This is a genomic window from Bradyrhizobium sp. (assembly GCF_030693485.1).
In the GTDB taxonomy this organism is placed as follows: domain Bacteria; phylum Pseudomonadota; class Alphaproteobacteria; order Rhizobiales; family Xanthobacteraceae; genus Bradyrhizobium.
In genome coordinates, this window is record NZ_JAUYAN010000259.1 from 1 (window position 1) to 3,188 (window position 3,188).

The window sequence follows — 3,188 nt, forward strand, 5'->3', positions numbered from 1 at the left end:
GTGCGCTGGGTCTGCGAACGATCGGAGGATTTTATCAGCTCCGCGCATGGCCGCGATTTCTTTTCTCGCGCGCGGCTTGCGCTCGACAGCGATGGCCGGTTTCTCGCGCTGGAAGTGAAAGCGGTCGCCAATATGGGCGCCTATCTTTCCACCAGCGGCCCGATCAGCTCGACAAATGCGGCCGGCAGCGCGATCGGTGGCGTCTATGACATCCCGTCGGTCTTCTATGAGGTACGCGGCGCCTTCACCAACACGCCGCCGATCGACGCCTATCGCGGCGCCGGCAAGCCCGAAGCCAATTACCTGATCGAGCGCCTTGTGAACCTCGCCGCGGTCAAGACCGGCATCGACGCCATCGAATTGCGCCGGCGCAACATCATCGGCACGTTTCCGCATCGTACGGCGATGGGCATGAAGATCGACGGCGGCCGCTTCGGCGCCGGTCTGGACGAGGCGATGGCGCTCGCCGGGTTTGACGGCTTTCGCAAGCGCCGCGCGCAGTCGAAGAAGGCGGGTTTACTGCGCGGGATAGCCATCGCCTGCTTTCTCGAGACCTCCCGCGGCGCGCTGGGTGAGTTTGCCCGGGCGGCATTCGAGGCGGACGGCACGGTGTCGCTGGCGGTCGGTACCCAGTCCAACGGCCAGGGACATGAGACTGCCTATCCGCAGGTCGCGGCCGATCTCCTGGGATTGCCGATTGCCGCATTCCGCTTCCATCAGGGTGACACCGATCTTCTGCCCGGCGGGAACGGCCATGGCGGCGCGCGTTCGATGCATATGGGCGGCACCGCGTTGGTGATGGCCGTCGAACAACTGATCGAGAAAGGCCGGCTGATCGCAGCACACCTGCTGCAGGCGCCGGTCGATCAGGTTTCGTTCGCCGACGGCAGCTTCGTCGTGCAGGGCACCGAGCGCGCCATCGCGATCGGCAAGGTGGCCGATGCCGCGCGGGATCCCGCCAACCTTCCGGAAGGAATGACGCCGGGGCTGGAAGGAAGCGCGAAGAACGGTTCCGAACTCTACACTTTTCCGAACGGTTGCCACGTTGCGGAAGTCGAGATCGATCCGGAAACCGGTGTCATCAGGCTCGATCGCTACACCATCGCGGATGATTTCGGCAGCCTGATCAACCCGCGCGTGGCGCTCGGGCAGGTGCATGGAGGGGTAGCACAGGGGATCGGGCAGGCCCTGCTGGAGCATGTCGTCTTTGACGCCGAGGGCCAACTCATCACCGGCTCGTTCATGGACTATGCATTGCCGCGCGCGCAGGATCTGCCGAACTTCGCCGGCGGCCTCAATGACTCCGAGCCGACCCATTCGAACCCGCTGGGAGTGAAGGGAACCGGGCAGGCCGGCAGCATCGCTGCGCCGCAAACCATTATGAACGCCGTGCTCGATGCCCTGTCGCCGCTCGGCATCCATGAACTGGACATGCCAGCGACGCCGTTTCTGGTCTGGAGCGCCATCCAGGCCGCCCGTGCGACGCTTCCCGCAAGGAACCGCTGATTCGATTGATCGTTTCCGTTCAACAATCCATGGCGAGGTCACTTTGGACAAGTTCCTGTTGATCGAGTGGGCCGAACTGCTGATCCCCACGCACTCTCTCGCCGAGATCATGCTGCGCGGGACCGTGATGTATCTGTCGCTGTTCCTGATCCTGCGGTTCGTCATGCTGCGGCAGTCGTCGACGATCGGAATAGCCGACATCCTCGTCATCGTGCTGATCGCGGATGCCGCTCAAAACGGCTTCGCGAAGGAATACAAATCAATCACCGAAGGTGTGCTGCTGGTGCTGACGATCGTGTTCTGGGACATTTTCCTGAACTGGCTGAGTTATCACTTCAAGATTTTCGAGCGACTCCTCGCGCCGGCGCCGCTTCGGCTCATCGACAACGGCAGAATGAACCGGAACAATATGCGCCGGCAATTCATCACCGAGGACGAACTGCGCGGCCAGCTGCGGCAGCAGGGGGTTCAGGACATGGCCGAGGTGAAGCAAGCCAATCTGGAAGCGAATGGTGAAATCAGCGTCATCAAGGTGGACTCCAGCGATGACGACGGCGCCAGGAAGCGGAAGAAGACGATATGACACGTCACAGCGCCGATCCATGATTCCAGGCATCACGCGGCTGCCGATGGCTACGGAATGTCCGGCAGGGCCGTCCGCGCGACGGGACGTATGGATGCCACGATCGCGGTGCCGAGCCGGCTTGCGACGCTGAAGCTTTCGTCGGCATCGATGCGCAAGGCATGGCCGTCCGCGATCGCGCAGGCCTTGCCGTTGATGGCGAGATCGCAGGGCGTCGCGGCCGCATAGATGATGTGGATGCCGGCCGGGCGGGTATTCACGGCGCCGGCAGCGAGACATGAAAGATCGATCGACACAAGCGACCGGTCGCCGAGCAGATTGACGACTTCGACCGGTCCGGCTTCAAGCCGACTGACGATCGCCGTCTCGCCGGCAAAACCGACCGGCCTGAACGGCTGCCGCACGTCGATCTCGCCCGTAGGCGTTTCGAGCACGAGTCCCTGGCCTGAAACCAGCACTTGCTGACGGTCGAAGCCGCTGAGGTCGGAAAACGGGCCCGGTGTCACGATGGCGGTGCGGCCAAATCGCCAGACCATTCCTTCCCAGCTGCCCGGCGCGAAGCCGGGGAGCAGGGATTCGGCGACGTCGATCGTGACGCCGCCGCCGTTCTTCCACGGCGTATGCCGGAACGCAGAAGGATCGATCGGCGCGAGCCGAACCCCGCTGCCGACATCCATGGGCTCATTGCCCCATCTTGAGGCCGAGCGACTTGCCGATGGTCGCATTCCAGTTGGCGACGCAATCGGCGCCGCAACGCTGCGCGAAGCCGGGCATGATGGCCTTGACCAGCGCATCCTTGCGCAGCGCCTCGTCAGCCGGCGTCACGGCGACCAGTTTCATGGCTGCCGGCTTGCCTTCCTTGCATTCGGTTTTGCCGGTGTTGCAGTCGATGCCGGTCTGGGTCTCGGTCCTGGCCTGTTCGAAGATCGAGTCTTCGAGCTTCCGGACATGGGTCTCGAGGAACGCCTGCACCTTCGGGTCCAGCGTTTTCCACCATGCGAGATTGGCCAAGTGGGCGGCGAGGCCAAAATTGATCGGCATCGGCGAAATGAATTTGGCCGATTCATGCCACTTCGAGCGGTAGCCGGACAGCGCGCCG

At 63.3% G+C, this 3,188-nt stretch carries 3 protein-coding genes and 1 pseudogene; 2 read left to right on the forward strand and 2 right to left on the reverse strand.

Features of this window, described 5'->3' with window-relative positions; genetic code table 11:
- Window positions 1-1,506 (forward strand): xanthine dehydrogenase family protein molybdopterin-binding subunit (locus tag Q8N40_RS19040; protein ID WP_305712906.1); only part of this gene is annotated, 1,506 nt, incomplete at its 5' end.
- Window positions 1,507-1,549: 43 nt separating this feature from the next.
- Window positions 1,550-2,089, forward strand: a complete 540-nt coding sequence (locus Q8N40_RS19045; protein ID WP_305712907.1) for a DUF421 domain-containing protein — start codon at window positions 1,550-1,552, stop codon at window positions 2,087-2,089.
- A gap of 50 nt (window positions 2,090-2,139) precedes the next feature.
- Here the strand turns inward: Q8N40_RS19045 and Q8N40_RS19050 are convergent, their stop codons facing one another.
- Together Q8N40_RS19050 and Q8N40_RS19055 are read right to left on the reverse strand one after the other, a co-directional pair.
- The gene (locus tag Q8N40_RS19050; RefSeq protein WP_305712908.1) at window positions 2,140-2,766 is read right to left on the reverse strand and encodes a HutD family protein; all 627 of its coding nucleotides are present in this window, start codon (window positions 2,764-2,766) and stop codon (window positions 2,140-2,142) included.
- A 4-nt stretch (window positions 2,767-2,770) separates the two neighbouring features.
- Window positions 2,771-3,188, reverse strand: a pseudogene (locus Q8N40_RS19055) (transporter); the annotation flags it as partial.

Excerpts from the sequence above, each read along its gene's own strand:
- Q8N40_RS19050 (WP_305712908.1), bottom strand. The coding sequence starts at position 2,766 with ATGGATGTCGGCAGCGGGGTTCGGCTCGCGCCGATCGATCCTTCTGCG.